Here is a 25,129-nt window from a genome sequence, read left to right as displayed (position 1 = left end):
AACAAAAGATTTGGGGGGCATTATGAGATTCATCGGTTTAGATCCATCAACTAAAACAGGATTTGTTGCAATAGATGAAAATGGACAGGTGCTTAGAGCCAAAGAATTAACAGGCATAGGCGATAAAGATCCTTTTCGAATGATTACCCTTATTGATGAAGTGATGGCCCATATGCAAAAAGGTGACATCATTGTGATAGAAGGATTTGGATTTGCAACACAGCAAGGAATACAACTTGGTGGTATTGGTTGGGGTATGCGAATGTCTCTAACTAGACGAGGGTTTAAGTATTATGAAGTTGCACCTAATGCTGTTAAGAAGTTTGTAAATGTTACTGGCTTTACTGGTGAAGTAGGAAACAAAAATCGTCTTGCTGGTGCAGAAAAGAAAAAGGCTGTTATGAATGCAGTTAAAGATCATTATGGCTTTTCACATAAAAGCGACAACGTTGTTGATGCATATATATTAGCTCAAATTGCAAGAATCATGTACCAGTTTAATAGACCTGAATTTATTGGTTGTCCTGTCTATCAAGCAGAAGTAGTTAAATCGATATTAGGAAATAAAACAATTGAAATGGAGTGTGTGAAGAATGGGTAAAGTTGAATTAGATGTCCTTTTTAAAAAGATACAAAAGGATGATAAAAAGGAAGTTTTAGAGTTTCATATCCTGGGTGATGATGTTAAATATAAATCAGAATTAATCGGTATGGCAGGCAGCATTGTATTAATTGAAATTGGTGATGTTAAATTATCAGCAGAATTTAAATCTATTCAGCGTGATAGCAAGAAAGTCGTACTCAAATTTGAAGCTAAAGGCGATAGTGAAGAAAAAACTATTCAACTGTATCCAAAGGCTGGTTTTAACATCAAATTATTGCTTGAACAAAGCCAAATGAGTATTGAGGACCTTGATGATGGGGAAGGTCATGAGGGCGTTAAATATACCGTAAACGGTGACGGTACTACCGAAGTGGTAGAGCAATTGAACATGGAAGACATTGCTCAAGACAAAAATGGGGATGACCTACTAGATTAATATATACTGCCCTAGTTAATTCTAGGGCATTCCTTTTGAACAGAAGGAGGAAAGACTTTGGCATTTGAATTACCTGAATTAGATAGAAAAGCAACGCAAGCAGCTGTTGAGCGTGAACTAGTAAGATACCGTATATTTAAATACTTAACATTTGAGGAAAAGGAAGCTGCAACTACTTCCAAATTAGATGACATAGGTGGTGGCAAGAGCAATTTAACAAGTGACCAAACAGGTTCAGTTGCCATTTACAACGTGGATGAACAAAGTGAGAGACGCAAATATTGTGATCGTGTAGAACGTGCTGTAAAAAGATTGCCACCAATGGAACGCTTCTTAATTGAAACCAGGTACATGGCTGATGATGCCGAATACTTAACAGACATGAAAGTCTATTGCTTTAAGTTTCAACCACCAATCTCACCACCTACTTACGATAAAATACGGTGGAAAGCCTTTTACAAACTAGCTTTAGATTTAAATATTGCACGTACAATGTAGAAAATATTTTAAAAAGAATTTCAAAGTGTTTTCAAAGCATTTTTAAGCATTTGGTTTTATACATGTTAAAGTAATATCATCGGGAATTGATTAAGGGAAACCTTAGTTGATTCCTTTTTCATTTTCACGATGTAGACTGTCGCGGATTAGCGTCACCTCTTATGTCGCTAATTAGCGTCAGTTTTGTCGCGGATTAGCGTCTAGTAATGTCGCTAATTAGCGTCTAGTGAAACGAGTTCCTTCATATAATGCAAAATCTCTAAAGAAAACAATAAAGAAAACAATAAAGAAAACTAACTAGCAAATGCTTTTTGCTAGGAAGAAATCAATTTTTAAGATTAGAAAGATAAGAAAAGGTTTCTATAAAAGGAGAATGTTTGTTCCAGAATGTTTGTTTGTGTTAAAGTTGTTATATTAATGCAAATGGGGTGGGGCAATGAGTTTTGTTTCTTTATTTTTAACAAGGGATTTTATCGTTGTAACTAGCGATGGGCAATTAACTAATATGGAAACAATGAAAGCAGAAAACAATAATTTTAAAAAGTTTGAACAACTAACACCTTATCAGTATTTAGCATTTACAGGTGATCTGGCTTTAGCAAAAATAGTATTTAATCGTTGTAAAAAGAAAATTAGAAATAACAGTACCTATTGTAATCTTAAAGAATTATCAATATTTATTAAAAGAATTTTAGATAATTACAAAGAGGAAGCACAATGTTGTTTTGCATTATGTGGATTTGATAAAAAAAATAACCCAGAATATTATATTATTCATTCTTCTGCCAGTCATATTGATAGTCAAATTTTATATAATGATAAATTTATAGGTAGAGTTTTAACCAGCGACTATTTAAATATTGAAACGCATGAAATTTCGATGGATTTGTATACCTATTTTGAGAAGGAAGATTTCAAAAATCAAGAAATCGTAATCACAAAACTTAATGATACTAATTCTTTAGTATCTCAACATGATACTACCGTAAACGATACGTTTTACTATCATGTATTTAATAGAAAGTATAGTTTGAAAGAAGTTATTTTAGATCTAATCGACAAGTTAAGAAAAGATATAGCTAAGTCACGCTCATTCTGAGATGTGGCTTTTTATTATGGCCAAAAGGTGGTGAGTACATTGCTAAAGAGTTGCACTTATTGTGGTGGTATTCATAAGCGTGGTCAACGATGTACATCTAAGCCAGTAGCTAATAAGAATACTACATACATTGATAGATTCAGATGGAGTAGAGCATGGAAGAATAAGCGAGCACACATTGCAAATCGTGACAAACATCTATGCCAAGTATGTTTGCTTAACTTATACAATACTCAGATGCAATATAACTTCACAGACTTAGAGGTGCATCACATAGAACGTATAGCAGATGCCTGGGATAAGAGGCTAGATGATTGCAATCTCATATCATTGTGTCGTTATCATCATGAGCTAGCAGAGAAGGGGACAATACCTGCAAAAGAATTAAAAAATATTATTTTGGAGAGCACCCCCCTGGTATTCGGTGAAAAATCTTGAGATTCCTGTACACCGACTGCCCCCATTTGCTCTAAAAAAATTCCCTAAATGAAAATTTTTAAGGAGGTGAGGAAGTTGGCTAGACCGTCAAAAAGTGTGAAAACAATGAGTAAGAATTTAACGAAAGAAGAAATCTCTATTCGTTCTCAAACAGAAGAAAAATTAAAAGGTGCTGCCGATGAAATCTTGCCTCCTACACACTTGAATGCAAGGCAAAAGAAAATTTTCAATTTCATTGTGAAGGAGTTACAGGCAAGTGGGATTCTTGGGAATCTCGATATTTATATTCTAAGCACCTGTGCGGTAGCTATTGACCGCGTGCAACAAATTGAACGAATTATTAACAGGGATATTGAAAGGCTTTTAGATCGGAACTTATTGAGTGCTAAAGATAAGTATTCAAAAGAGTTTTTCCGTTGCTGTAATGAATTAAGCCTGTCGCCTCAAAGTCGAGCAAAGTTAGGAAATATTAATTTTCAAGTTCGAGTTGAAGAAGATGATCCGCTGTTAAAAGTATTGAGTGGTGGTAAAAAATGATATTTGAAAAGGCGGTAAATTACGCTGAAAGAGTTGTAAAAGGCAAAGAAATTACAACAAAAGAGGTCATTATTCAGTGTAATTGGTTTTTAAGAGACCTAGAAAAGCAGTATGAAGATGATTTTGATTACTATTTTGACATGGACGAAATAGAAAAGATCGAAGGACTATTGGAATTACTTAATTTTGCTACAGGTTTAGGTGTTTCAGGCAAAACAATATTAGAGGGCTTGGAAGGATTCCAGGCTTTTTTTCTTGTCAATATATTCGGTTGGCGCTTTAAAAACGATAAAGAAAAGTTTAGATACCGTGATATTACATTGTTCATTCCACGTAAGAATGCAAAGACGTTCATTTGTGCCTTAATCATCATTATCTTAATGCTTACAGAGGATGATTATTCAGAGTTTTATTCTATTTGTTTGGATCGTGAGCTTGCAGGTGAAGTTAAAAAGGCTATGACGCAAATTATCATGGCAAGCCCTGGTGTAGCTAAATACTTTGTTATTCCAAAAACATTGAGTGGCCGTATCGTCTGCACATTAACAAATAGTTTTTACCAGGCACGTACTGCAGAGGCAAATAGAAACAACTCAATTCGTCCATCTGCTTTTATCGCTGATGAAGTGGGAGCCTTTAAGGATTACAAGAATATAAACGCCATGAAATCAGGGCAATTAAATGTTAAAAATCCATTGCGTTTTAAATTAACAACTGCCTACGCTGAGGATAAATCGATTATGTTGGAAGAATTGGCGTATGCAAAGAAAGTCTTTAATGGATTTATTGAAGATGATCGCATGTTTGCGCTGCTTTATTATGCTGAGGACGAGCATTTATGGGATGATACAGGGCTATTACAAGCGAATCCGTTGAGAGTTGAGGAAAACTATAACGAGATACGAGACAGCCGTAAATCAGCCATAGAAAAGCCCTCAGAGCGTGAAGAATATCTTTGTAAACATATGAATCACTTTTTACCTTCTAATAGTGGTGAGGCTTATGTAAATGTGGAAAACTTGCGGAAATGTAAAATGGATAATTTCGATTGGTCGGGCCGTCAAGTATGGCTAGGTTTAGACTTGGCCATGACAAATGATAACTGTTCATTCTCGATGGTGACAGAGGAAGACATGCAAATATATGCTGATTCCTACGCGTTTGTACCGACTGAGCGTATCCCTGATAAAAACCGTGTGGAAAAGATTAATTACTACGATCACATTAAGTCAGGGAAATGTTTTTCTTGTGGTGATATGACTGTTGATTATGGCTTTATCGAACAAATGATATTGGAAGTAGAAGAAAAATTCGGTGTTATTGTAATGGGTGTAGCGTATGACCGTTATAACTGCCTTTCTACTGCTCAGAAACTAGAAAAAGAGGGTTTAGTCACAGTGGAAGTAAAACAGCATTCAAGCGTATTACACCCAGCTACAAAGCTATTACGTGAAAAGATTATGAACAAGGAATTTCACTATACCGAAAATGAATTGCTAGAAGAAAACTTTCAAAACGCCAAAGTCACTGAGGACACAAATAAAAACATTTACGTTAATAAGAAAAAATCAACTGGCAAGGTTGATATGGTTGTAAGTCTAATCAATGCAATCTATTTACTGCAGCATGATGTCATCTTTAATCCTGATGCTGATTGGGGCGCACAAGTCATTTAAGGAGGTGAGATTGTGGGATTAATTAAAGAATGGCGTGAATGGCGTGATTATAGACGTATTCAGGAGTTTCGCGAGAGCGGAATGGATGAATTGTTGCTGCAAGCAGGTTTAACAAGTGCAGTTTTAACAAAAGAAGAAGCGCTAAGTATACCTAGTGTTGGCACCTGTGTAGATTTGATTTCTGATATTATTGCAACTTTACCTATCAAATTGCACAAAGAAACCAACGGTAAAGTCGAAGAAGTAGAAGATGATAGACGTGTTTTTCTACTTAATGACGAGACACTAGATACGTTAGACGGCTTCCAGTTTAAAAAGGCCCTAGTAACTGATTACTTGATGGAGGGTGCAGGGTATGCATATATCAACCGAAGAAGAAACAATGTCGAAAGTATTCACTATGTAGAAAATCGAAACGTATCGGTGCTAGTTGGTATTGATCCGATATTTAAAAGCTATGATATATCCGTTAACGGTGTGAATTATCGAGAATTTGAGTTTATTAAAATTGCTAGAAATTCAAAGGATGGCGTAACAGGTAATGGAATCATAAAAGATCACAATAAAATTTTATCGGTTGCGTACAATACGCTTGTTTTTGAGGAATCACTTGTTAAAACTGGCGGTAATAAAAAAGGTTTCTTAAAGTCATTGGGCCGATTGTCAAAGGATGCGATTGCGGAATTAAAAACAGCCTGGAACAATTTATACAAGAACAATACAGAGAATATTGTTGTATTAAATAATGGCTTAGATTTCAAAGAGGCGTCGAGTACATCGGTTGAAATGCAGCTGAATGAAAACAAAAAGTCCAATTCAAGCGAAATAAATAAACTCTTTAAAGTACCTGATAGCATTTTGGATGGCTCGGCCAATGAAGAAGTGCATACAAACTTTATTAAAAATTGCATACTGCCGATTATTCGAGCAATTGAAACGGCATTGAACAAGGACTTGCTTCTTCCATCGGAAAAAGATCAGTCTTTTTATTTTGCTTTTGATATGAAGGAGCTAATCAAAGGTGACATTGAAAAACGCTATAAAGCTTATGAAATTGCCATTAAAACTGGTTGGATGCAGATAGACGAGGTTCGATATTTAGAAGATCAACCACCACTTGGTTTAGATTTCATTAAGCTGGGCTTGCAAGATGTCTTATATGATCCAAAAACTAAGACGATTTATACGCCAAATACAAATAAAACCGCTGATATTTCAGAAGGTGGCCAGGTATCCGAGAAAGGAGGTGAAGAAATTGAGGATTGAAATTAGAGAAAATCAAGTGTTGCTTGATGGTTATGTAAATGCTGTTGAGCGTGAAAGTCGTGTTTTACCTTCACCAAGAGGCCGTTTTAAAGAAAAAATTCGTGCTAAAACGTTCGAAAGAGCTTTGGATAAGGCTGAAAACGTTGATCTATTATTCAATCACGACAAAAACCGTAAGCTTGGATCATTACAAGAGGGCAATTTGCAACTGTATGAGGATAACATCGGTTTACGTGCTATTGCTCATGTATCTGATGAAGAAATCATTCAAAAGGCGAAAGACGGCAAACTAAAAGGCTGGTCATTTGGTTTTGTTGATAACAAACCATCGTGGGAAGACGGAGAAGATGGCATTCAGAAACGTACTTTAGAAGACATCGAGCTTTTAGAGGTGTCTATTTTAGATAAAACGCCAGCTTATGTTGCTACTTCAATTGAAGCTCGCGGGGAAGAACAGGCGATTTCAGAAACTCGCGGAGCAGATTTTAAAGCCGAAATTGAAAATCGTTCAGAAGAAACACGTTCTAAAAAAGATATTGATTACTCATTGTATGAAAAACAAATTGAGCTTTTAAAATTGAAAGGTGGAAACTAACATGAAAAAAGATATTAAGAAATTTATTGAAACGCGATCTATGCCAACACTAGTTGAGCAACGAAACAATTTGTTAGATGAAATGGACAATTTACTAAAGGGTGCTAAAGAAGAAACGCGCGCACTAACTGACCAAGAATCAACTCGTTTTGATGAAATCAAAAGCCAAATTGCAGGACTAGATAAAACAATCGCTGCATTGGATGAAGCACGTTCTTTAGATAAAAAATTACCTGCTAAACAGGCTGAAACGCGTACACAGGAAGAAGCTGAAACACGTGCATTTGATAATTATATCCGTGGGTTAGTGGAAGAACGAGCAGATGTAAATTTAACTGTAGGTGCAAACGGGGCCGTAATTCCTTCTAGTATCGCCAACAAGATCATTCAAAAGGTAAAAGATATTTCGCCGATTTATCAATTAGCAACTCGATATAATGTCGGTGGTACGTTAAATATTCCATACTATGACGAATCTGCAGGAACAATTGAAATGGCGTATGCTGATGAATTTGCAGAACTGGAATCTACTAGCGGTAAACTAGGTTCAATTGAGTTAAAAGGTTTCTTGGCTGGTGCATTAAGCAAAGTATCTAAATCACTTGTTAATAATTCACAATTCGATATAGTTTCATTCGTAGTTACTAAAATGGCAGAAGCAATTTCTACATGGATTGAAAGAGAATTATTAAATGGTACGTTAAATAAAGTCGAGGGGCTTTCTACTGTAAAACAAACTGTAATTGCAGCAGCGACAGAAGTTTTAACAGCTGATGAATTGATCGATGTACAAGAAGAAGTACCCGATGTTTTCCAGGGTAACGCCATTTGGATCATGAATAAAACAACACGTAAAGCTATTCGAAAATTAAAAGATGGACAAGGCAACTACCTATTAAACCGAGATGCAACAGCGCGTTGGGGCTACACGTTGTTAGGTAAAGATGTGTACACATCTGACAATATGTCAGGAATGAAGGCAGGTAAAACAGCTATTTATTATGGTGATATGTCTGGCCTTGCGGTAAAACTTGCAGAAGATGTTTCTATTCAAATTCTACGCGAAAAATTCGCTACTCAACACGCAATCGGTGTAGTTGGCTGGATTGAAATTGATTCTAAGATTGAAAATGCTCAAAAAATCTCTAAATTAGTAATGAAATCAGCGTAGGGGCTATACTCTACGCTTCTTTTATTGGAGGTGACAAGATGAAAGTAAAAGCACTTGTAAGCTTTTCGGGTAGCGTCACAATGTCTAAAGATGAAGTTAAAGTGTTATCTAAAGAAGTTGCTGAGGACTTGTTACAGGCTGGCCATGTTGAGGAAGTTGTTACGAAAAAGCAGGTGAAAACTGATGCAGGTTAGTGCAATTACACCAGGAGAACTGGCAAAATATGCGCGAGAGGATGAAACTGATTCAGATGTCCTTTCAACTTTTACACTTATTTTATCTGCTGTAAAAGCTTATATAAAAGGCTATACAGGGTTATCAGATGAACAACTGGACACCAAAGAGGATATTTCAATAGCTGTATTTGTTCTTGCGAATGAAATGTATGAAAATCGGATCTTTACGGTGAAGGATAACAACGTAAATAAGGTTGTTCAAACCATTTTAGATATGCACTCTATTAATTTAATTTGAGGTGGATTTATGAATCCTGGAGATTTAAGACACAGAATTGAAATCCTCAATAATCAAAAGGCAAAAAACGAATTGGAAGAAACCATTTATAAATTTCTACCTGTAAAAAAAGTATGGGCAGCAATCATTCCTCAAACTGGCTCATTACAAAAACAGGTTGCTGACACAATCCTAACTAATGTCACCCACAAAATCATGGTGCGATATAACGCTGGCAAAGACATCACGAAGGATATGCGTATCAAATATAAGGATCATGAATTTGAAATCAAATATGTTCTCAATCCTTACTTTAAGAATGAAACTCTTGAAATCTTTGTCCAGGAGGTGTTGAAGTGAGTATTCAAATGAATGGTTTAACCGACTTCCAACGTGATTTATTTGATGTAGCAACGAAAGATTTGCCTAATGAAGCTCCAAAACTGATGCGTAAAATTGGTTCAAAAGCAAGAACTAACGTAGCTAAGAAATCTCGAAGCCTGGTAAAAAAGAAAACAGGTGGGTATCACAAGAAGTGGAAACGAGGAAAAGTCTTTGTTGGTTTTCATGGTGAATTAGTTGTTCGTGTTTATAATTCTTCACCGCATGCACATTTAGTTGAGGATGGCCATTGGATGGTTGACAAAGATGGCAATAAAACAGGCGATTTTGTCCAAGGTAAAAAGCCATTAGATAAGGGGATGCGTGAATTTGAATCATCGGGAGATGTAGAAAAAGAAACGGTAAAATGGCTAGATGAATTGTTGAGGAAAAAGAAATTATGATTACGTTTAAGCAAATTAAAGCGACAATAAACAAGAAATTACAAACGAAATTTATTGATATTGATGTTTCTAGTAAATCAGCAAATGAAGGCTTTACAAGGCCGTCATTCAAAGTGGAATTAGATAATGTGAAGCGTGAGGGCTATTTAACACAAGTTGAAAAGTCGTGCACGGTTCGCATTTTTTATTTTCCTACAGATGAAAATGATAACGCGGTTGAATTGTTAGATGTTCAAGATGCACTAGGTAATTTATTTGATATTAAATTTCCTATAGAAGACCGCCACTTAGATGTAGTCGAACCAAATTTCGATGAAATAGATGGTGTGCTGCAATTTGAATTTGACCTTCAATTCTTTGATGGTCGTGAATATGGTGAAGGCAGTTCAGGCAATAACATCGAAGATGAAATTAAAAATGGCAAAGAATTTTATGAAAAATATCCAATTGAGCTTATGGGTGTATTGGATGACGAGGAAGGGGATTAAACAATGGGCCTACCGCAAATTATTATTGAGTTTAATGGGAAAGCAGTTACAGCTATTAAGCGAAGCCAGCTAGGTATTGTTGCATTGATTTTAAAGGATGATGTGCAAACGAATGATACAGTGATTTACAAAAGCATCGAGGATGTGCCAACAGATGGATGGTCACCTGCTAACTTAGATTATATTCAAAAAACGTTTATGGGTACACCAAGCAAAATCATTATTGAACGTTTGCCAAATGATACAGTTGATTACAATGCAGCATTAACACGCTTAAATAACAAGCGATTTAATTACTTGGCCATTCCAGGTATTGAAGATAAAGACACAACAATTATTGCATCCTGGATTAAGACTAAGCGTGACAATAATAAGAAAACATTTAAGGCAGTTTTACCAAACTGTGATGCAGATCATGAAGGAATCATTAATTTCACAACAACAGGAATTAAAGTTGGCGAGAAGGATTATAAAACTGCAGAATACACAGCGCGGATTGCTGGCATCCTGGCAGGGTTGCCGTTTACCCGTTCATCTACTTATTACGAGTTGAACGAGATTGATGCTATTACAGAAATTGAAGATCCTGACACAGCTGTTGATAATGGTGAACTAATCCTTATTAATGATGGTGAAAACATTAAAATTGGCCGTGGTGTTAACAGCTTAACGACAACAACAGGCAAAAAGACTGAGGACTTTAAATCAATTCGCATCATGGAAGTACAGGATATGATAAAAGACGATATTCGGACAACTTTTGATAAGCATTATATTGGTAAACACAACAATATCTATGATAATCAAGTTTTGTTTATACGATCAGTCAATGCTTACTTTGATGGTTTAGAAGATGAAGAAATACTTGATCCAAATTATGATAATAAATCGGAAATTAATGTCCGAAAACAACGATTAGCGTGGGAAGGTATCGGACAAGATACGTCAGATTGGGACGATCAAAAAGTAAAAGAAATGTCCTTTAAACGCAATGTTTTTGTAGGTGGCAACATTAAGATTGTTGATGCTATTGAGGACTTAGATATGGATATTGCAATTTAAGGAGGGATTGACACATGCCGAAATTAAAATCTAATCGAGTTATTAACGGCACTTATGGCAGCGTGTGGGTGAACAATGAAAAATGGCTAGATATTGAGGAATTCGAAGCTAAAGTAACCATTGATTATGAAGATGTAAATATGGCCGAAGATCCAGCGACACACAAAAAGCAGACAGGTTGGTCTGGTGAAGGAAATTTGAAAACAAAAAAAGTATATAGCCGAGGGGCAAAGCTATTAGCAGAAGCAGTTAAAAAGGGAATTACACCTGAAGTTAGTATTGTGGGAAAATTAGCCGATCCAGATGCATTTGGCGCTGAACGAATGGCTATTAGTGAAGTAACATTCAACGAATTTATGTTAATGCAATTCGCACAAAAGACTATTGGAACAGAGGAATTACCATTCAATTTTGCTGATTATGATTTCATCGATTATATTTCAGCCTAAAACTTATAATATGGAGGGAAATTTAAATGGCTAATAAAGAAACTAAACGTTTATCAGTTGCAGATTTAATGAAAGAGAAAGAAAAATATCAGGTGAAAGATGATGTCACTGAGTCAGTGATTGTAGAGAGATTAAATGCTGAGGTTGTTATTCGTAAACCTGAAAAATCTCTTTGTGTAGATACAATGAAAATGGCACGTGATGAAAATAACGATACTGATGCAGATGAATATATGGTTTATAACACGGTTGTTGAACCAAATTTAAAAGATAAAGAATTACAAAAAGAATTTGGCTGTAAATTACCAACAGACATTGTAGCGAAAATTTTTGAGCCTGGTGAAATTGCTCAATTATCCGAAGTAGCATTCGAGCTTGCTGGATATAAAAAAGGCGGAGTTAAGGCTATAAAAAACTAATTGATAGTGATGATGATTTTTACTTGCTTCATCACTATATTCAACGTGGTTTTAATCCTGAATATCTTCTTAATCTTGACTATGATACAAAGCTATTAATGATGGCCAGCATAGAAAAATATTTTGAGGAAAAAGATAAAGAAATGGAAATGAAAGCTAGAGCGCGAATGCTTTAGCTTTTTTCTTTTGTATAGGCGGTGAGGAGTTGGGAAAACGGGTTATATCCGCAGTCTTATCATTACAAGATCGTGATTTTTCGCGCAATTTAAGGCGTGCTGGTGAACGTTCAGATGATTTTGGCCGAGGCATTGTTAGAGTAGGAAATCAGATAGAACGATTTGGAAAAGGTGCTACTAGAGTCTTTAAATCGGTTGCAAAAGGTGTTGGTGCAATAGGTGCTGTAGGCGTGGCTGCCTTAGGTGCAGGAGTTGCGAAAACCATCTTTGATATGGATGATGCTTTTTCTATGTTACAAGCCCAAACAGGTGCAACAGCCTCAGAAATGGAACAGTACGGAAGTGCCGCAAAAGAAGTATTTACTAAAGGGTACGGCGAAAACATCGATGAAGTAACAAATGCTTTAGCACGTGTAAAACAAAACATGAAGAATATTGATAACGGAGAACTAAGCAAAGTTACTTCTAATGCAATGTTTTTAGCTAAAACTTTTGATGGTGATGTTAACGAAGTCACACGTGGCACGAATAACATGATGGAAGCTTTCGGTATCTCTGCAGACAAGGCCTTTGATTTATTTACTGCAGGTGGACAACGAGGACTAAACTTTTCAAATGAAATGTTTGATAATGTCGCTGAGTATTCGTCCTTATTTGGCACAATGGGCTATAGTGCAGAAGAATATTTCGGTATCTTGGAAAGAGGCGCAAAAGCTGGCGTTTATAACTTAGATTATGTAAATGATGTGATGAAAGAGTTCCAAATTCGTGTGAAAGACGGCTCGAAAGGCACAAGCGATGCTATGGGCGATCTATCACAAGGTACTCAGAAAGTTTGGAAAGATTTTTTAGATGGAAAAGGAACAGTTTCAGATGTCGCAAGCCAAGTTGTTGGTGAATTAAAAGGGATGGAAGACCAGGTAGCAGCTAATCAAATTGGTGTGGGGCTATTCGGTACAAAATGGGAAGACCTTGAATCGGGAGCTATGTACGCAATGCTTGGTTCTAAAGAGGCTATGAAAGATTTTGAAGGAGCAACGGATGCTGCTTCTTCTAAAGTGGAAGGTAGCCTTAAAAATAGATTAATTTCATCTTGGAGAGAGCTACAAGTTGGTATTGCTGACGTTGTAAACGGTGCAGGAGCGCAGGAATTTTTACAAGCTGTTGCTCAAAAAGCTGATGAATTAGTGCCTAAAATTCAAGGTATTGTGGAAAAGGCCTTTGAGTTTGGTAATACAGTGAGAGAGAATTGGGGGCCAATTAAAGAAATTCTCATTGGAGTGGGTACAGCTGCAGGAGTTTTGGCAGTTGGAATGGGCGTTTTAAAAGTAATTTCCGTAGTTACCACAATGGTGCACGGTTTTAGAACGGCTATGGCACTTGCTACAGCTGGACAATGGGCAATGAATACGGCCATGCTTGCGAATCCTCTTACTTGGGTAGTAGTAGGAATCGCTGCAGTAGTTGCTGGAGCTGTTTTATTGTATCGAAATTGGGATCTCGTAAAACAAAAAGCAAGTGAATTATGGCAGAGATTACTCGACAATCCATTGCTGGCCCTTGTAGCTGGCCCATTCGGAGCAATCATTGCTGCAGGAATAACGTTATACAAGCATTTTGACGATGTAAAAAGAGTGTTTAATAATTTTAAAGATGCAATTACAAGCTTTAAAGTACCAGGATGGGTTTCGAAAATTGGCGGTGCAATCAGTAATGCAGCTGGTGCAGTGGGGAATTTCATTTCAGGTTCACATGCTAGTGGTTTAAATCGCGTTCCTTTCGATGGCTATATTGCTGAATTGCATAAAGATGAAATGGTTATTCCTGCCCGACAGTCTGAAAGGATTCGTGCAGCTGGTGGATCAATCGACAATGTGGATCAAATGGTGCAATCAACACCTGTTGCTGTAACTACACCAACCTCTGCAGGAAGTTCACCTCAGCCGTCTACTGCTAATAACGGTAGTGTACAAGTAATAATTCAAAACTTAAATGCTAAAGGTGTTACAGCAATGGAAGTGGCGAATGAACTTGTGCCTATGCTGCAATTACGATTGGCCAATTTATAGGAGGTTGAATAAATGGATATATTTCTAAGCACGATGGATCGTAAACAGATTATTCAACTACCTATAGTGCCATCTGATTTTAAAATACCTAGTCCTGTGAATAATGAAGTGTTTACAACGATTAATCAAGGCGATATTAAGTTACTTGGTCATAGAGGTTTGAAATCAATTTCAATTGACTCTTTCTTCCCCTCTAAGGCTTATTCATTTTCAAGAAATAATAAATACTTTGGATGGGAGTATTACGAAATCATTGAGGGGTGGATAGACAAACGAATGCCAATTAGACTAATTATGTCTAACACACCTATTAATATACTAATGACAATCGAAAGTTTTGAGGCTGGGCTACAAGACGGTTCAGGTGATGTTTATTATTCACTGGCCTTATCTGAGTTTAAAGAGATTATTTTAGAGACAAAGAAGGTGAAATGAATGGCACATGAATTATGGCTAATTAAAGGTGAAAACATGACCAATATAACCCCTTTGCTTGGAACATTAACCTGGCGTAGTAACATGGAGGAATTAGGGGATGAAATTAATTTCAGTATTGCTTTTAATGATACGAATTACTTCCCAAAAAATCCATGTGATATAGGCGATATGGTGGCTCTAAACAACAATGGCAAAGAAATAACGCGTGCTATTATAGTGGATGAGGTGAAAAACGGCTTTTCTCCAATTGCCTACATTGCTTTCGATTTTGCCTTTTATCTAAATAAATCAACAGCTGTATATCAGTTTAACAAACTATCTGCAGATGCTTGTATTAAGAAAATAGCTAAAGACTTTAATATCTCAATTGGTAATATCGTTCCCATTTCTAAAGCTATTACAAAAATATTCAATGATAAAAAGGTAAGTGAAATTATCAAAGAAATCCTAACTACCGCAGAACAATCATTAGGTGTGAAATACCTCATGGAAATGCGTCAGGGTAAGCTATACATCGAAAAACAGGGTGATGTAGTGGTAACTGGTACATTTCAATTGTTTGAAGGCGGTACAGAGTATGATATTCATTCAGCCCTTATGAATCCTTCTAAAAGGCGGAGCATTACAGAAATGGCCAATACAATTCAGGTTGTTGGGAACAATGACAAAATAGTTTTAACTAAGTCTGACAATAAAATGGCTGAAAAATACGGACGTATTACTAAAGTGGTAAAGTTAGATCAGAATGAAAAGAAAAGCGCTAAACAGGTGGCTGAAAACGAATTAAAACAGCTTTCAAAAGTGACAGAGGAAAACAGCGTGGATTTGATGGGCCATGATGATTTTAGGGCTGGTCGATTGTTTAAATTAGAAGAACCAATCACTGGTATTAACGGTACTTTCCTGATTAAAGATGTGTTGCACACAATTAGTAAAGGCATTCACACAATGAAGCCAAGTTTAGAGGTGAAGTAAATGGATGCAATAACAAATCTCGCAAAAATGCTTCATGAAAACAAAAATCCTAAACCAGTATCAATGTCGACAGGTATTGTTATTTCTCCACCGCCTAATGCTCAAATACGGTTAAATGAAACAATTATTCTATACAATAATCAATTAGTATTTGCAGCACATGTACTTGATGATTATGAACGTGAAATGGAGCTAGAAGGAGAAATAAGATTTAGTGATAGTCCATTTCAGTCTTATGAGGCAAAAGAAGTAAAAGCAAAAACAAAAGATACACTCAAAGAAGGTGACGAAGTAATATTGTTACCGACTGCAGATGAACAATTATATTTTGTTGTAGGTAAGGCGGTGAGGTTCGAATAATGTTACCTAAGATTACCCAACTAGAATTTGATACGCAGGAAATTAAAACGGACTTACCGCCACTTGGTAAGTCTTTTTTGTATGACTTTGTTAAAGGTGATTTTGTCATTAAAAACGGAAAAATGGTTGAGGTTCATGGACTCGAAACATTGAAACAATGGATCTTAAAAGTACTTAAAACTGAGCGCTTTAGATTTAGGATTTACAAAGACATTCCTTATGGGGTGACGTTGGAGGATTTAATCGGCTCTAGCTTACCACGTGCTTTTATTGAGGCAGAAATAAAACGAGAAGTCTCAGCCTCCTTAATGGAGCATACACACATTCAAGAAATTCAGGAATGGCAGTTTAGCCATGATGGAAAATGGATGCGTATAAAATTTAGAGTCGTCACTGTAGAAGGTGCATTCGATATTGACGAGCCATTGAAAGGGGGGGCGTAGATGGAAAATGAAAAAATCATTCATGAACGAATGATGGTCAACATTAGCAATGATTACGATAAATCAAAAGGTAACTTTGTCTATGATGTTACGAAGCCAGTTGCGGTAGAATTTGCCGAACAACAAAAGAAGATTGCTGTAGTACAAGAAAAGTTAGATGTTGAAAAATTAACAGGTGACGAGCTAACAAGAACAGTTTATCAGCGCACAGGGCAAGTAAGAAAACCTGCTACGCAAGCCACAACAACGGTCATTGTTTCGGGCACAGCGAATACACCTGTTAAAGTTGGTGAGCTAGTAGGCACCGATACGATTTTATACACAGTCATTGAAGAAGCTGTGCTTAATGAAAGTGGACTTGCTCATGTTCGTGTGCAATGTAATGAGTTTGGCCAAATAGGAAACGTGCCAGCCAACGCAATTATAAATTTCCCTGCATCTATCAATGGCCTTGTGAATGTGTACAATCCTGAGCCTGTTACCGATGGCTACGATGAAGAAACAGATAACGATTTACGCCAGCGCTATTATGATAAATTACAGCGTCCAGGTAAATCAGGAAATGCATATCATTACCGTGAATGGGCCTTAGAGGTCACAGGAACAGGCGATGCAAAAATATTTAAAAGATATAACGGCCCATTAACAATGAAGATCGTTGTTATCGATGCGAATAAACTGCCTGCACCGAATGAGCTAGTAGAAGATGTTAGAAAGCATATTGAACAGGAAATGCCATTTGGCGTTGAGGATCTGCTTGTTATGTCTGCAGTAGCGTTATTACTTAATTTATCAGTGGCCCTTACATTAATGCCTGGTTACACAGAGGAAGTAGTCAAAACAAATATTAAAAAGAACATTACAACGCATTTGAAAGAAATTGCCTTTAAAACATCATTTGTAAGCTTTGCAAAGATTGGAGCGCTCATTATCGATAGTGATGGGGTTTTAGATTATCAGGATCTCTTAATTAATGGATCAACTGCTAATGTGGTTATTCCTGATGATGGGGTGCCTGTAATGGGAGGTATAAACGAATGAATCACATGACAGTATATTTAAAAAATAAGGTTCTAACAGACAATTTAAGAACAATGCCAGTCTTTGTTGCCTTGTTTAATGGTGACATAGAAGTAAATGCAGCAAGCTATTCGCGACAATCTGCAAGCTTTACAGCGCCAACGGATGGCCAAACGTCAAATAGCGCTGATATTCTGTTTCCTATTGCTGCAGAGGCATGGGGAGATATTACACACATTGGAATCTATGATGCAAAATCAGGAGGTAATTTGCTTTTTAAATCGCAAGCAGAATTTACAAAGAATATCGATATATCAAGCCAATACAAGATTCCTAAAAACTATTTAATTGTCCGTTTAAGGTAGGTGAGGACAAGTGCATGCAATACAACAATCTGAGTGGGGCCAGGTATCAGTCTTTACCTGGGGAGAGCTAACACCGCACCAATGGGAATGTTTTCGACTTGCATTGATGATTACCGATACAGAGCTGCAGACGCAAGGCGTTTCAATTGCTTCAACAGGTGCAAATAATGAGGTAATCACTGAGCAGCTTTCACACGGTGTGAAGGTAGTACAATCACCTATCGTCATGCAAACAAGAGCTGAAATGATTACAAGCATTGTAGTTTCAACAAAAGATTACCTATCAGACATGATGAAGTATTTGCCCTTGTATGAGCGTAAATCCAATACCTTTAGAACGATATTAACAGCTGATGATAGGGAGCTACGGAATACAGAGCAACAACTTGAAATTGTTGATCGTAACATTTTTATCGATACGGCCATTGAAGCCCTACCTATTTACGAACGAGATCTTGGTATTAAATCAAATGGAACACTACGTTATGACCAACGTAGAGAACAAATAGCTTCACGAAATCGAGCAAGCTTTGACCAAACAACAAAAGAAACAATAAAGGCTGTAACAGCTGCTTATAGTAATGGTGAAGTAGAAATAAATAAAACAAATACACCTGGTGTATATGAAATCAAATTTATTGGTACTAAGGGTATTCCTAATAATTTGGATGGCCTCATGCAAGCGATAGAAATTATTGTGCCCGCCCATTTAGAGTTTGGCTATGCCTATAGCTTTAACGTTTGGGAATTTGTAAGCAATAGAACGTGGGGAAGTGTAACCAATATTACTTGGGATGATATACGAATATGGAATGAGGTGAGCTAATGGAACATACACCAAATTTTGGCCTGAAAAAGCCAGGATTAACAGATAATATTTTAATCTCAGACATTAACGAAAATATGGATGTCTTAGATGCTGCAGTTAGTGAACTAAAGGAAGGTACAGCATCTATTCCTGATTTAGAGACAGTAGATAAAACATTGGCAGGGGCCATTAATGAGGTCAAACAAGAATCAAGCGCAGTGAAACAAGAACTTGATACACATTCGGGAGATATGGCCAAACATAATCAATTCATTGAAGGAAATAAAAAATATCAAGTAATTCTAGGTTGGGATACAACTTCAAATTGCCCAACTATGGATTATGTGGAGGTGGTCGAATAATGCCTTATAAGTTGCCGAGTTTTGAAATACAAGCACTGATAAAAACGGCTGTTGATTCAATTAAAACAGTAGTGGATAGTATCAAAACTACTACTGACTCAACAAAGACAAGTGTGGATCAAGTTAAGCAGGATGTAGCTAACGTCAGCACACAAATAGCAAATAAAAACGCAAGCAAAGTTTTAAAGTCAAAAGTTTATACAACAAATGGCACTTTCACAGTACCAGCAGGCGTTACTGAAGTTTATATTACTGGCGGTGGTGCTGGTGGCGGGGGCGGCGGTGCTGGTAACGCAGGTGGGAACTCTGGGAGTGCTGGCGGTGTCTCTAGTTTTGGTAACTTGCTGACACTCAATGGAGGGAGTGGAGGCTATGCTGTCGGAGGGGGAGGCAACCCTTTGTCTACACCATCGGGTGGCCCTGGTGGAAGTTGGGGTTCCAATGCTTTTAACAGCTCACATCCCCCAAATGGCGGTAATGGTGGGTGGTTCTCTGGTGGGTATGGGAGCGGTAGTGGTTCTGGTACAAACATAAAAGCTGGTGACGGGGCTTACTGCTCTGGTGGTGGTGCAGCAGGTGCTAATGGAGGAGGCGCTGGTGATTTCATTATCAAAAAAGAAATTACTGTGACACCAAATACGTCATATATCATATCAGTTGGTATTGGAGGGAAAGGCGGTGTGGGAAATAGTTCTGGGGGAGCACTGTCTACTGGGGGCAACGGTGGAAATGGCTTACTAATTATAGAATGGTGGGTGTGATTAGATGAAATTCGCACAAATCTTATACGATAAAGCACATTGGATTTTTGAAGCAGACGAAAAACCCGAGTTTGCACCAAATATTATTTTAGTTGATATTACAGAAAAGAACGAAGTACAAGAAGGTTGGGATTACAATAGCAAAACAGGCGAGTTTACAGCACCTAACATTCCAGAGCCTATTCCTGTAGAACCTCAACCAACGTTAGAAGAAATGCAGGCACAAACGTTATTAAATACTGAAATGCTATTACTACAAAAAGAAATTGGATTATAGGAGGAATATACATGATTTACAAGGCAGCGAAAATTGTTATTAACTCAGGTAACTATATTTACGAATCGTTAGAGTCGGATTTAAGTTTATTTTTGATGATGAAGAAAATTTCACAAGAAGAATATGTGGAACTAATTAGCATAATGGACGCACAGAAAACGCAAGCATAGGCTTAGCGTTATTTTTATGCCTTCCACTTTGTGGAGGGCTTTTATTTTAGCGAAAGCAGGTGTTCTATGAGTATAGAAATGTCCTTGTTGTTTGGCGCTATCGGTACTATATTAGGGGTGCTTGGCGCAATTATAACAATGAAAAGGGATAGTAAAAATCAAGGTGCATCGGAAGCCAGCATTACATCTAAAGTCGATTACATAGCGCGCGGTGTCGATGATATTAAACTTGATTTTAAAGACCAGGCACGAAAAATTGAATCACAAAACGAGCGATTAATACGTGTTGAAGAATCAGCAAAACAAGCGCATAAACGAATTGATAAAGTGGAGGGAAACAGTCATGAAGATTAATTGGAAAGTACGTTTACAACATAAGCAATTTTGGGTGTCGCTAATTGCATTACTACTTGTGCTTGCGAATCAGATCGCAGGCATTTTTTATTTCGATATTACAATTTACAACGATCAAATTACGGCTATTTCTGAAACGATTCTAAGTATTTTAGGTTTGCTTGGTATTATCATTGATCCAACTACAAAAGGGGCGTCAGATAGCACGCAGGCTATGAATTACGATAAACCAAAGGATGGTGTACAGTAATGGTAACAGTACGTAAAAAGCTAGTATCAGATTCGCAAGCAGCGAAAGTTACAAACGGTAAAGGTAACACTAAAAAATTTATTGTGGTACACGAAACAGACAATATGCGTTCGGGTGCCGATGCTGATGCTCACGCTCGCTTACAAGCAAATGGGAATAGCAGAGCCGCAAGTTGGCAATGGACAGTAGATGATAAAGAAGCTGTGCAATCATTTGAGCATACTTGGAAATGTTGGGCTGCTGGAACTGCTAATGGTAACAATCAAGGTATCCATATTGAAATGTGTGTTAATTCAGATGGTAATTATGCAAAGGCTGTACAAAATACAGCAGAGTTAGTTGCAAAGATTATGAAAGATGAAGGAATTCCAATTACAAATGTGGTTCAACACAATTATTTTAGCGGTAAAAATTGCCCTCGAAATGTGCGTGATGGGAAAATTAGTTGGAGCCTGTTTCTTGAAAAAGTTTCAGCATGTCAAGGAACTGCACAGCAACCAGGTATTATTACTGACACAAACAAATACCGTGTAATGACAGGCACCTACAGCACTTTGCAGGCTGCTGAAAATGTCTTAGATGTATTAAAACACCGTTTTGGTTGGGTTGCTTACATTGAACAAGACGGCACATCATGGCGTGTGAAAACAGGTACATTTACAGGAATGGATGCTGCACAAGCAGGAGTAAATAAAATAAAGACAGCTAAACTAGCACAAGTTGCAAATGTTGTAGCTGCATAACGACAAAGACCAGGTTTCACTTAATGTGAGCCTGGTCTTTTTTTGTTTCCAAAAATTATTACTTGTTAAAATGCAAACGTTCGTTCTATAATTATACAAACGAATGTTCTTATTGAGAGGTGCAGAATGATGAGGGAACAACTGATAAAAGCAATGCAGCGTAACCAATTTTTAAATATGATGTACTTAGCCAAAGACGGCACAGTGTCAAAAAGGCGTATCAAGATTATTAAAATTGTTGGTAATTCGTTTGAAGCATATTGTTTTAAAAGGAAAGCCAAACGTATATTTATGATTGATAGTGTATTGGCGGTTGTTCCAGTCATTCAAAGTGAGCGTTCAGTTGTATGATAAGTTTTGAACAAAGGCGACTACTTCATAAATACGTAGTTTATGATATGGCAGTACAGACATTACAGCGTGATTATAAAGTGATTGAAAGTCTTAAAATGAGTAAGGTATATTTGCCAATACTCGATAAGCTTTTAGACGACATTTCGCAAGAATGTTACAACTCTAAAAGATTGTTGGCAAAAGATAAAATAAGAGTAATACGGTGGGAAAAGACTAATGAATATTTTAGCGATTTAATTGTTGCCACAGCTGGTGAGGATTTAGTCTTAACTTATGCAAATATGGCTTTGAAAACACAGGTTGAAAAATTATTATTAAGTCACCAAAATAAAGACCAGGCGCTCACATGAGTACCTGGTCTTTATCGTCTATTCATCATATGGTCTATACTTTGATTGAAGTCCTTTAGCTGTATCTTTTCGACTTTCAATGTCTTCTTTTAAGAATAATCGATCGCGACTTAATTCCTTTACAGGAACTAACTTACCGCGCTTTACAAGTGAATTTAATGCCTGGCGAGATATTTGCAATTCCTCTATAACCTCTGAGGTATTTAATATTTCTGATTGTACCAATTTAATAAATTCTTCTTTATTCGCTGCTTTGTATTCAGTCAATCCACTAACCTCTTTTCTTTTTAAAAAATACAATGATATTAATAATAACCAAGATAAAGCATATTGAGTAAATGACTATCATTGAGTAATCAAAAAACTTTGGTTCTTTCCAGTTAACCATGTCCGTTAAAATGTACAAGGCAAATACCAACGCAACAATATATCCGATGTTTTTCATAATTATTAGGATATGATAAGATTATAGGGAAGGAGGCGCTAACCTCCTTCTAAGAGTTACTTGCGACGTTTTCCTTTGGTAGAGGGGCGTCGCTTTTCTTTTTTCTTACTTTTCATATCGCTTATGTTTTTCGCTGAACTTGTAAGTAAGTTTGCGATTGTTGCGATAGCTACTAAGTAAGCAAGAACCTTATCATAATCCATTTTGTTCACCTCCTTTCTATACTTTTATTATACTATATCTATTTACTAACGTCAACAGATTTAATTAATTTATTTACTCTTTTGTTAAATCTTTTTATAAAAAAAGCCACTCATTTTGAGTGACTAGATTCCTAATAATTGCTTTTTCTTCGCGTCAAATTCTTCTTGTGTTAGTATTCCATCATCTAATAAATCCTTTAATTCTCGAATTTCATCGGCAACATTAAACATATCTTTTTCCTCTTTAGCTACAGGAATAGATGCTGTTTTAGACAACGTTTTTAGGTTCTCGATGCCTGCTTTAATTTCAAGTGCAATATGGGCTGGTACATCATCAATGATAGCCTTATTACCAGTAGATACTATTTCAATGGTAGAGTAAACAAGCTTATTAGAAATGTTGATACTACTAATAGAGGCTAAAGGAATGCTTCTTTCATCATTGGAAACAATGCCTTTGATTTCATGTAGAATGATACGATTATCAGTTACATAAAGCTGTTTCGTACCTTTTACAGATGCACATACAGCTAGAAGTGTTTCACCTTGGTCGGTTAGTCTATCATCAAACATTTGAATCTGTTTAGCCATTGCTTTTTTCTTTCCAAAGCCTGCAAATTTTATAGTTTCCGCGATTGTATCCATATCATGCCCTCCTTAGATAATTGTAATTACATTCTATAGAAAATCCTTCCAATAGTACATATAAAAAAGCAGATAACCCTTTAGTTATCTGCTTTATCTATCACTCTGACTTCAATTTTTAGTGTAGAATTAATAACATTTTTCTTTTTTGTGGTAGCAGTATCATATTTGATTTCTAAATCATCTAAAGAATAGCCTTCATTTAATCGATATTGAATAGCTTCTTTAATAGCCTTATTCTGCTTAGCGGCTATTTTTCTTATTAAATCTTTAACTTCCATTTTTAACACCCCACAATTAGTTATCAGTTTTAAATCTTTCGACCATCTTCTAATACAAAATTAGCCTCATATTTCACTTCCAACACTTGTGCAATGTGAGTTAATTCATTTTCGTTGAAATTGTCACGTTTTAGTTTGTTAGAAAGGTTAGGTTGAGAGGTACCCATTTTTTCAGCAAGTTCGGAAATCGTTAAATCCTTTTCAACCATAAGTATTTTGATTTTTTTCGCCATTCCCATATAAACACCATCTTTCGTTTTTCTTCTTATAACTATAATACACCAAATGATAATTAAAAATAAATAAAATATCACTAAAAAATTATAAAATACTTTACAATATAATTTTAGTGGTATATATTATCATTAATTAGTTATAAAAATAATGAAAGTGAGGCGAAAACGATGGCATTTGAATACTTAGCAACTTACAAAACATTTGATTCAATAGCAGATATGGACACAGCTGTAGAAGAACACATGGCAGCACATTATTATGATTTGACTGAATCAGAACGTGCCATCGTTTTCAAACTTGCTAGTCATGCTTTGGAGCATCCAGGAGCTTGTCATTTGAAAGCTGCTACAATTGCTGCAGCATTGGAGATCAGCACAAAGACAGTTTATCGAGCAATTACAAAACTGGAATCCTTGGAAATCATTAAGAAAGAAACAACAGTAAAAAGCAAAGGTGGACAAGGAGCAAGTATTTATATCATTAGGCCTTACAATGTCTCACCGTCAATGTCTGAGCGTGTAAATGATGAAAAGCCTTGTGAGAGTAAGATTGATGCGCAACAATCTGAAAACCTATCTTTAAACTCTTTTAATCTTTTAAGTTCTAAACAAGCAATTAATATTATGAGTCTTGAAAATGAATTGGCTTTGCAAGCTGAAAAGAAAAAAGAATATATGAACGAGTATCAAGTGATGCTATTCGATTTCATGCATTCATTGCCATTACATGATGAATTAAAAGACCAACTGCATAATTGCATATTAGCAACAGAAATTAACGATATACGTGATTTTGTGAACGTTAAAGATGTTTTAGCTAACATAATCCGTGATATTGCCAACGGTACATTGACTATTACTAGTACATTAAGAGCTGTATTTGTAGGAGCATACAATAAGGCTATTGAACGTTTAAAAAGCAAGTCGAGTAGATCATCTACTTTAGAAGAAACTGCTAACAGAGAACGTCCAGTACCTTTTTATAACTGGCTAAATGAACGTGATGTTCGTACACAAATAAATAGCAAACCGAATATAAATAATTGGTTGGTAAGGTAGAGAGAAAGT

41 protein-coding genes are annotated in these 25,129 nt (G+C 36.4%); 36 read left to right on the top strand and 5 right to left on the bottom strand.

Annotated elements, in window-relative coordinates:
* Nucleotides 1-22: 22 nt before the first annotated feature.
* From ACIQXJ_RS18385 to ACIQXJ_RS18215, 35 genes are all read left to right on the top strand, one after another.
* Nucleotides 23-601: a hypothetical protein gene (locus ACIQXJ_RS18385; protein WP_403055759.1), complete on the top strand. Its 579-nt coding sequence runs from the start codon at nucleotides 23-25 to the stop codon at nucleotides 599-601.
* Nucleotides 594-1,040: a hypothetical protein gene (locus ACIQXJ_RS18380; protein ID WP_403055762.1), complete on the top strand. Its 447-nt coding sequence runs from the start codon at nucleotides 594-596 to the stop codon at nucleotides 1,038-1,040. The genes ACIQXJ_RS18385 and ACIQXJ_RS18380 overlap by 8 nt, the downstream gene beginning before the upstream one ends.
* Nucleotides 1,041-1,097: 57 nt before the next feature.
* Nucleotides 1,098-1,538: an ArpU family phage packaging/lysis transcriptional regulator gene (locus ACIQXJ_RS18375; protein ID WP_403055764.1), complete on the top strand. Its 441-nt coding sequence runs from the start codon at nucleotides 1,098-1,100 to the stop codon at nucleotides 1,536-1,538.
* A 436-nt stretch (nucleotides 1,539-1,974) separates the two neighbouring features.
* A complete protein-coding gene (locus ACIQXJ_RS18370) occupies nucleotides 1,975-2,637 on the top strand; it encodes an Ntn hydrolase family protein (RefSeq protein WP_403055767.1) in 663 nt (220 codons plus the stop codon).
* 513 nt (nucleotides 2,638-3,150) lie between these two features.
* Nucleotides 3,151-3,612 carry a P27 family phage terminase small subunit gene (locus ACIQXJ_RS18365; RefSeq protein ID WP_403055770.1) on the top strand — a complete coding sequence of 154 codons (462 nt, stop codon included), beginning with the start codon at nucleotides 3,151-3,153 and terminating at the stop codon, nucleotides 3,610-3,612.
* Entirely contained in the window at nucleotides 3,609-5,288 is a 1,680-nt protein-coding gene (locus ACIQXJ_RS18360) for a terminase large subunit (protein ID WP_403055773.1), read from the top strand. Before ACIQXJ_RS18365 ends, ACIQXJ_RS18360 begins: the two co-directional genes overlap by 4 nt.
* 12 nt (nucleotides 5,289-5,300) lie before the next feature.
* Nucleotides 5,301-6,554, top strand: a complete 1,254-nt coding sequence (locus tag ACIQXJ_RS18355) for a phage portal protein (RefSeq protein WP_403055776.1) — start codon at nucleotides 5,301-5,303, stop codon at nucleotides 6,552-6,554.
* Nucleotides 6,544-7,149 carry an HK97 family phage prohead protease gene (locus ACIQXJ_RS18350; RefSeq protein ID WP_403055779.1) on the top strand — a complete coding sequence of 202 codons (606 nt, stop codon included), beginning with the start codon at nucleotides 6,544-6,546 and terminating at the stop codon, nucleotides 7,147-7,149. Before ACIQXJ_RS18355 ends, ACIQXJ_RS18350 begins: the two co-directional genes overlap by 11 nt.
* A gap of 1 nt (nucleotide 7,150) precedes the next feature.
* A complete protein-coding gene (locus ACIQXJ_RS18345; RefSeq protein WP_403055782.1) occupies nucleotides 7,151-8,320 on the top strand; it encodes a phage major capsid protein in 1,170 nt (389 codons plus the stop codon).
* A gap of 38 nt (nucleotides 8,321-8,358) precedes the next feature.
* Nucleotides 8,359-8,514 carry a hypothetical protein gene (locus tag ACIQXJ_RS18340; RefSeq protein WP_158499503.1) on the top strand — a complete coding sequence of 52 codons (156 nt, stop codon included), beginning with the start codon at nucleotides 8,359-8,361 and terminating at the stop codon, nucleotides 8,512-8,514.
* Entirely contained in the window at nucleotides 8,504-8,794 is a 291-nt protein-coding gene (locus ACIQXJ_RS18335; protein WP_403055785.1) for a head-tail connector protein, read from the top strand. Before ACIQXJ_RS18340 ends, ACIQXJ_RS18335 begins: the two co-directional genes overlap by 11 nt.
* Before the next feature lie 9 nt (nucleotides 8,795-8,803).
* On the top strand, nucleotides 8,804-9,133 hold the full coding sequence (locus ACIQXJ_RS18330; RefSeq protein WP_403055788.1) for a phage head closure protein: 330 nt from the start codon (nucleotides 8,804-8,806) through the stop codon (nucleotides 9,131-9,133).
* The gene (locus ACIQXJ_RS18325; RefSeq protein WP_403055791.1) at nucleotides 9,130-9,558 is read left to right on the top strand and encodes an HK97 gp10 family phage protein; all 429 of its coding nucleotides are present in this window, start codon (nucleotides 9,130-9,132) and stop codon (nucleotides 9,556-9,558) included. The genes ACIQXJ_RS18330 and ACIQXJ_RS18325 overlap by 4 nt, the downstream gene beginning before the upstream one ends.
* The gene (locus ACIQXJ_RS18320) at nucleotides 9,555-10,046 is read left to right on the top strand and encodes a phage tail terminator family protein (RefSeq protein WP_403055793.1); all 492 of its coding nucleotides are present in this window, start codon (nucleotides 9,555-9,557) and stop codon (nucleotides 10,044-10,046) included. The genes ACIQXJ_RS18325 and ACIQXJ_RS18320 overlap by 4 nt, the downstream gene beginning before the upstream one ends.
* 3 nt (nucleotides 10,047-10,049) lie before the next feature.
* Complete coding sequence (locus tag ACIQXJ_RS18315; protein ID WP_403055796.1) at nucleotides 10,050-11,108, top strand: phage tail sheath C-terminal domain-containing protein; 1,059 nt, start codon at nucleotides 10,050-10,052, stop codon at nucleotides 11,106-11,108.
* A 14-nt stretch (nucleotides 11,109-11,122) separates the two neighbouring features.
* Entirely contained in the window at nucleotides 11,123-11,557 is a 435-nt protein-coding gene (locus ACIQXJ_RS18310; protein WP_340821207.1) for a phage tail tube protein, read from the top strand.
* 26 nt (nucleotides 11,558-11,583) lie between these two features.
* Complete coding sequence (locus ACIQXJ_RS18305) at nucleotides 11,584-11,976, top strand: phage tail assembly chaperone (RefSeq protein ID WP_340821206.1); 393 nt, start codon at nucleotides 11,584-11,586, stop codon at nucleotides 11,974-11,976.
* Between the two features lie 23 nt (nucleotides 11,977-11,999).
* Nucleotides 12,000-12,152, top strand: coding sequence for a hypothetical protein (locus tag ACIQXJ_RS18300; protein ID WP_340821205.1), 153 nt, complete (start codon nucleotides 12,000-12,002; stop codon nucleotides 12,150-12,152).
* 29 nt (nucleotides 12,153-12,181) lie between these two features.
* Nucleotides 12,182-14,221: a phage tail tape measure protein gene (locus ACIQXJ_RS18295; RefSeq protein WP_403055800.1), complete on the top strand. Its 2,040-nt coding sequence runs from the start codon at nucleotides 12,182-12,184 to the stop codon at nucleotides 14,219-14,221.
* Nucleotides 14,222-14,233: 12 nt separating this feature from the next.
* On the top strand, nucleotides 14,234-14,656 hold the full coding sequence (locus ACIQXJ_RS18290) for a hypothetical protein (protein ID WP_403055803.1): 423 nt from the start codon (nucleotides 14,234-14,236) through the stop codon (nucleotides 14,654-14,656).
* Complete coding sequence (locus tag ACIQXJ_RS18285) at nucleotides 14,657-15,634, top strand: XkdQ/YqbQ family protein (RefSeq protein WP_403055806.1); 978 nt, start codon at nucleotides 14,657-14,659, stop codon at nucleotides 15,632-15,634.
* Nucleotides 15,635-15,994 carry a DUF2577 domain-containing protein gene (locus tag ACIQXJ_RS18280; RefSeq protein WP_403055809.1) on the top strand — a complete coding sequence of 120 codons (360 nt, stop codon included), beginning with the start codon at nucleotides 15,635-15,637 and terminating at the stop codon, nucleotides 15,992-15,994.
* Nucleotides 15,994-16,437, top strand: coding sequence for a DUF2634 domain-containing protein (locus ACIQXJ_RS18275; protein WP_403055812.1), 444 nt, complete (start codon nucleotides 15,994-15,996; stop codon nucleotides 16,435-16,437). Before ACIQXJ_RS18280 ends, ACIQXJ_RS18275 begins: the two co-directional genes overlap by 1 nt.
* Nucleotides 16,438-17,478: a baseplate J/gp47 family protein gene (locus ACIQXJ_RS18270; protein ID WP_403055815.1), complete on the top strand. Its 1,041-nt coding sequence runs from the start codon at nucleotides 16,438-16,440 to the stop codon at nucleotides 17,476-17,478. It abuts the gene before it with no gap.
* On the top strand, nucleotides 17,475-17,822 hold the full coding sequence (locus ACIQXJ_RS18265; protein WP_403055818.1) for a phage tail fiber protein: 348 nt from the start codon (nucleotides 17,475-17,477) through the stop codon (nucleotides 17,820-17,822). Before ACIQXJ_RS18270 ends, ACIQXJ_RS18265 begins: the two co-directional genes overlap by 4 nt.
* A 10-nt stretch (nucleotides 17,823-17,832) precedes the next feature.
* Nucleotides 17,833-18,648, top strand: coding sequence for a putative phage tail protein (locus tag ACIQXJ_RS18260; protein ID WP_403055821.1), 816 nt, complete (start codon nucleotides 17,833-17,835; stop codon nucleotides 18,646-18,648).
* The gene (locus tag ACIQXJ_RS18255) at nucleotides 18,648-18,992 is read left to right on the top strand and encodes a hypothetical protein (RefSeq protein WP_403055824.1); all 345 of its coding nucleotides are present in this window, start codon (nucleotides 18,648-18,650) and stop codon (nucleotides 18,990-18,992) included. The genes ACIQXJ_RS18260 and ACIQXJ_RS18255 overlap by 1 nt, the downstream gene beginning before the upstream one ends.
* A complete protein-coding gene (locus ACIQXJ_RS18250; RefSeq protein WP_403055827.1) occupies nucleotides 18,992-19,753 on the top strand; it encodes a hypothetical protein in 762 nt (253 codons plus the stop codon). Before ACIQXJ_RS18255 ends, ACIQXJ_RS18250 begins: the two co-directional genes overlap by 1 nt.
* Before the next feature lie 4 nt (nucleotides 19,754-19,757).
* Nucleotides 19,758-20,030 carry a hypothetical protein gene (locus ACIQXJ_RS18245; RefSeq protein ID WP_403055830.1) on the top strand — a complete coding sequence of 91 codons (273 nt, stop codon included), beginning with the start codon at nucleotides 19,758-19,760 and terminating at the stop codon, nucleotides 20,028-20,030.
* 11 nt (nucleotides 20,031-20,041) lie between these two features.
* The gene (locus ACIQXJ_RS18240) at nucleotides 20,042-20,200 is read left to right on the top strand and encodes a hypothetical protein (protein WP_403055833.1); all 159 of its coding nucleotides are present in this window, start codon (nucleotides 20,042-20,044) and stop codon (nucleotides 20,198-20,200) included.
* 66 nt (nucleotides 20,201-20,266) lie between these two features.
* Nucleotides 20,267-20,554 carry a hypothetical protein gene (locus tag ACIQXJ_RS18235; protein WP_403055836.1) on the top strand — a complete coding sequence of 96 codons (288 nt, stop codon included), beginning with the start codon at nucleotides 20,267-20,269 and terminating at the stop codon, nucleotides 20,552-20,554.
* On the top strand, nucleotides 20,544-20,804 hold the full coding sequence (locus tag ACIQXJ_RS18230) for a phage holin (RefSeq protein WP_403055839.1): 261 nt from the start codon (nucleotides 20,544-20,546) through the stop codon (nucleotides 20,802-20,804). The genes ACIQXJ_RS18235 and ACIQXJ_RS18230 overlap by 11 nt, the downstream gene beginning before the upstream one ends.
* Nucleotides 20,804-21,547 (top strand): N-acetylmuramoyl-L-alanine amidase, encoded by a 744-nt coding sequence (locus ACIQXJ_RS18225; RefSeq protein ID WP_403055842.1) that lies wholly within the window; start codon nucleotides 20,804-20,806, stop codon nucleotides 21,545-21,547. Before ACIQXJ_RS18230 ends, ACIQXJ_RS18225 begins: the two co-directional genes overlap by 1 nt.
* A gap of 126 nt (nucleotides 21,548-21,673) precedes the next feature.
* A complete protein-coding gene (locus ACIQXJ_RS18220) occupies nucleotides 21,674-21,898 on the top strand; it encodes a transcriptional regulator (RefSeq protein ID WP_403055845.1) in 225 nt (74 codons plus the stop codon).
* Between the two features lie 47 nt (nucleotides 21,899-21,945).
* Nucleotides 21,946-22,251 (top strand): YhjD family protein, encoded by a 306-nt coding sequence (locus ACIQXJ_RS18215; protein WP_403055847.1) that lies wholly within the window; start codon nucleotides 21,946-21,948, stop codon nucleotides 22,249-22,251.
* Nucleotides 22,252-22,269: 18 nt separating this feature from the next.
* Here ACIQXJ_RS18215 and ACIQXJ_RS18210 read toward each other — a convergent pair whose 3' ends face one another.
* From ACIQXJ_RS18210 to ACIQXJ_RS18190, 5 genes are all read right to left on the bottom strand, one after another.
* Nucleotides 22,270-22,518, bottom strand: coding sequence for a helix-turn-helix domain-containing protein (locus ACIQXJ_RS18210; RefSeq protein ID WP_403055850.1), 249 nt, complete (start codon nucleotides 22,516-22,518; stop codon nucleotides 22,270-22,272).
* Nucleotides 22,519-22,752: 234 nt separating this feature from the next.
* Nucleotides 22,753-22,899 carry a hypothetical protein gene (locus tag ACIQXJ_RS18205; RefSeq protein ID WP_403055852.1) on the bottom strand — a complete coding sequence of 49 codons (147 nt, stop codon included), beginning with the start codon at nucleotides 22,897-22,899 and terminating at the stop codon, nucleotides 22,753-22,755.
* Between the two features lie 123 nt (nucleotides 22,900-23,022).
* Nucleotides 23,023-23,544 (bottom strand): SHOCT domain-containing protein, encoded by a 522-nt coding sequence (locus tag ACIQXJ_RS18200; protein ID WP_403055855.1) that lies wholly within the window; start codon nucleotides 23,542-23,544, stop codon nucleotides 23,023-23,025.
* Nucleotides 23,545-23,624: 80 nt separating this feature from the next.
* Nucleotides 23,625-23,825: a hypothetical protein gene (locus ACIQXJ_RS18195; RefSeq protein ID WP_340821186.1), complete on the bottom strand. Its 201-nt coding sequence runs from the start codon at nucleotides 23,823-23,825 to the stop codon at nucleotides 23,625-23,627.
* A gap of 29 nt (nucleotides 23,826-23,854) precedes the next feature.
* Nucleotides 23,855-24,058 carry a helix-turn-helix domain-containing protein gene (locus tag ACIQXJ_RS18190; protein WP_340821185.1) on the bottom strand — a complete coding sequence of 68 codons (204 nt, stop codon included), beginning with the start codon at nucleotides 24,056-24,058 and terminating at the stop codon, nucleotides 23,855-23,857.
* A gap of 171 nt (nucleotides 24,059-24,229) precedes the next feature.
* On the opposite strand from ACIQXJ_RS18190, the gene ACIQXJ_RS18185 reads away from it, so the two are divergent.
* A complete protein-coding gene (locus ACIQXJ_RS18185; RefSeq protein ID WP_403055858.1) occupies nucleotides 24,230-25,120 on the top strand; it encodes a helix-turn-helix domain-containing protein in 891 nt (296 codons plus the stop codon).
* Nucleotides 25,121-25,129 lie beyond the last annotated feature (9 nt).

The sequence above is a fragment of the Lysinibacillus sp. NPDC097868 genome, from assembly GCF_044761135.1.
GTDB lineage: Bacteria > Bacillota > Bacilli > Bacillales_A > Planococcaceae > Lysinibacillus.
Note: the sequence above shows the minus strand (reverse complement) of the source record. Positions and strands in the feature narration are given on the sequence as shown.

Bases quoted from the DNA above. Each gene is read 5' to 3' on its own strand.
- ACIQXJ_RS18385 (WP_403055759.1), top strand. From the start codon at position 23: ATGAGATTCATCGGTTTAGATCCATCAACTAAAACAGGATTTGTTGCA.
- ACIQXJ_RS18380 (WP_403055762.1), top strand. From the start codon at position 594: ATGGGTAAAGTTGAATTAGATGTCCTTTTTAAAAAGATACAAAAGGAT.
- ACIQXJ_RS18370 (WP_403055767.1), top strand. From the start codon at position 1,975: ATGAGTTTTGTTTCTTTATTTTTAACAAGGGATTTTATCGTTGTAACT.
- ACIQXJ_RS18360 (WP_403055773.1), top strand. From the start codon at position 3,609: ATGATATTTGAAAAGGCGGTAAATTACGCTGAAAGAGTTGTAAAAGGC.
- ACIQXJ_RS18345 (WP_403055782.1), top strand. From the start codon at position 7,151: ATGAAAAAAGATATTAAGAAATTTATTGAAACGCGATCTATGCCAACA.
- ACIQXJ_RS18340 (WP_158499503.1), top strand. From the start codon at position 8,359: ATGAAAGTAAAAGCACTTGTAAGCTTTTCGGGTAGCGTCACAATGTCT.
- ACIQXJ_RS18335 (WP_403055785.1), top strand. From the start codon at position 8,504: ATGCAGGTTAGTGCAATTACACCAGGAGAACTGGCAAAATATGCGCGA.
- ACIQXJ_RS18330 (WP_403055788.1), top strand. From the start codon at position 8,804: ATGAATCCTGGAGATTTAAGACACAGAATTGAAATCCTCAATAATCAA.
- ACIQXJ_RS18320 (WP_403055793.1), top strand. From the start codon at position 9,555: ATGATTACGTTTAAGCAAATTAAAGCGACAATAAACAAGAAATTACAA.
- ACIQXJ_RS18315 (WP_403055796.1), top strand. From the start codon at position 10,050: ATGGGCCTACCGCAAATTATTATTGAGTTTAATGGGAAAGCAGTTACA.
- ACIQXJ_RS18310 (WP_340821207.1), top strand. From the start codon at position 11,123: ATGCCGAAATTAAAATCTAATCGAGTTATTAACGGCACTTATGGCAGC.
- ACIQXJ_RS18305 (WP_340821206.1), top strand. From the start codon at position 11,584: ATGGCTAATAAAGAAACTAAACGTTTATCAGTTGCAGATTTAATGAAA.
- ACIQXJ_RS18290 (WP_403055803.1), top strand. From the start codon at position 14,234: ATGGATATATTTCTAAGCACGATGGATCGTAAACAGATTATTCAACTA.
- ACIQXJ_RS18285 (WP_403055806.1), top strand. From the start codon at position 14,657: ATGGCACATGAATTATGGCTAATTAAAGGTGAAAACATGACCAATATA.
- ACIQXJ_RS18280 (WP_403055809.1), top strand. From the start codon at position 15,635: ATGGATGCAATAACAAATCTCGCAAAAATGCTTCATGAAAACAAAAAT.
- ACIQXJ_RS18275 (WP_403055812.1), top strand. From the start codon at position 15,994: ATGTTACCTAAGATTACCCAACTAGAATTTGATACGCAGGAAATTAAA.
- ACIQXJ_RS18270 (WP_403055815.1), top strand. From the start codon at position 16,438: ATGGAAAATGAAAAAATCATTCATGAACGAATGATGGTCAACATTAGC.
- ACIQXJ_RS18265 (WP_403055818.1), top strand. From the start codon at position 17,475: ATGAATCACATGACAGTATATTTAAAAAATAAGGTTCTAACAGACAAT.
- ACIQXJ_RS18255 (WP_403055824.1), top strand. From the start codon at position 18,648: ATGGAACATACACCAAATTTTGGCCTGAAAAAGCCAGGATTAACAGAT.
- ACIQXJ_RS18250 (WP_403055827.1), top strand. From the start codon at position 18,992: ATGCCTTATAAGTTGCCGAGTTTTGAAATACAAGCACTGATAAAAACG.
- ACIQXJ_RS18245 (WP_403055830.1), top strand. From the start codon at position 19,758: ATGAAATTCGCACAAATCTTATACGATAAAGCACATTGGATTTTTGAA.
- ACIQXJ_RS18240 (WP_403055833.1), top strand. From the start codon at position 20,042: ATGATTTACAAGGCAGCGAAAATTGTTATTAACTCAGGTAACTATATT.
- ACIQXJ_RS18235 (WP_403055836.1), top strand. From the start codon at position 20,267: ATGAGTATAGAAATGTCCTTGTTGTTTGGCGCTATCGGTACTATATTA.
- ACIQXJ_RS18230 (WP_403055839.1), top strand. From the start codon at position 20,544: ATGAAGATTAATTGGAAAGTACGTTTACAACATAAGCAATTTTGGGTG.
- ACIQXJ_RS18225 (WP_403055842.1), top strand. From the start codon at position 20,804: ATGGTAACAGTACGTAAAAAGCTAGTATCAGATTCGCAAGCAGCGAAA.
- ACIQXJ_RS18220 (WP_403055845.1), top strand. From the start codon at position 21,674: ATGATGAGGGAACAACTGATAAAAGCAATGCAGCGTAACCAATTTTTA.
- ACIQXJ_RS18215 (WP_403055847.1), top strand. From the start codon at position 21,946: ATGGCAGTACAGACATTACAGCGTGATTATAAAGTGATTGAAAGTCTT.
- ACIQXJ_RS18205 (WP_403055852.1), bottom strand. From the start codon at position 22,899: ATGGATTATGATAAGGTTCTTGCTTACTTAGTAGCTATCGCAACAATC.
- ACIQXJ_RS18200 (WP_403055855.1), bottom strand. From the start codon at position 23,544: ATGGATACAATCGCGGAAACTATAAAATTTGCAGGCTTTGGAAAGAAA.
- ACIQXJ_RS18195 (WP_340821186.1), bottom strand. From the start codon at position 23,825: ATGGAAGTTAAAGATTTAATAAGAAAAATAGCCGCTAAGCAGAATAAG.
- ACIQXJ_RS18190 (WP_340821185.1), bottom strand. From the start codon at position 24,058: ATGGCGAAAAAAATCAAAATACTTATGGTTGAAAAGGATTTAACGATT.
- ACIQXJ_RS18185 (WP_403055858.1), top strand. From the start codon at position 24,230: ATGGCATTTGAATACTTAGCAACTTACAAAACATTTGATTCAATAGCA.